The 621-nt window shown below is 48.3% G+C and carries 1 protein-coding gene; it reads right to left on the bottom strand.

The features are described 5' to 3' along the window. Window positions 1-114: 114 nt before the first annotated feature. Window positions 115-621: RHO alpha subunit C-terminal catalytic domain-containing protein (locus KDM89_RS19330; protein ID WP_268977897.1), on the bottom strand; the 507-nt coding region annotated here is incomplete at its 5' end.

Below are 621 nucleotides of genomic sequence, written 5' to 3'. Positions count from 1 at the left end.
AACTGCCGGGTATCACAGCCGCTGTGCGTCTGCGCAAAGGCAAGGTCCAGTCACTCAAGTCCAGCTATCCGTTTCAAGCGACGCCACGACTGGACAGCTGACACACCGGGGAATCTAACATTCTCCGGCACTGGCGACACGCTGCAGGCTTTTTCTGAAATGAATAATTTTTTCTTCATCCACAGATAAACGGCTGACATCATTCCAGTCATAGCCCTGTATGGGGATACGGCTGCAAATGTGATGATCTTCACGGAAAACCTGACGGTTGACCTCAGCAGTGGATAGGAAAAAATGATCCATGCTGACGGCTGGCACACCTGCTCTTAACGAAGTTTTCAATAAGCGGCTGTAAAAATGGGTTTTTTGTTCTTGCACAGAGGGGAAAAAATTCTGCAGCGAATACGACAGGCCACAGGTAGACGTCAGCATCGTGAATGGGAACAGATAAATACTGATGTATCCGTCTATAGGCTCAGTTCGGGAAAACAAGCGCGCAGCTGACTTGAGTTTCTTAGCCACAGACGCATCAGTAATCTGAAAAGACGCTGTTGAATTGTCTGCGACATACACATTTTCGGGATCAGACAAGCTTAAGCGACCCAGAGTGTCAGTATGGAC

The sequence above is a fragment of the Cognatundibacterium luofuense genome (assembly GCF_018139685.1).
Lineage (GTDB): Bacteria > Pseudomonadota > Gammaproteobacteria > Burkholderiales > Burkholderiaceae_D > Undibacterium > Undibacterium luofuense.
The sequence above is the reverse complement of the archived record's forward strand: the minus strand, read 5'-3'. Positions and strand labels throughout refer to the sequence as shown.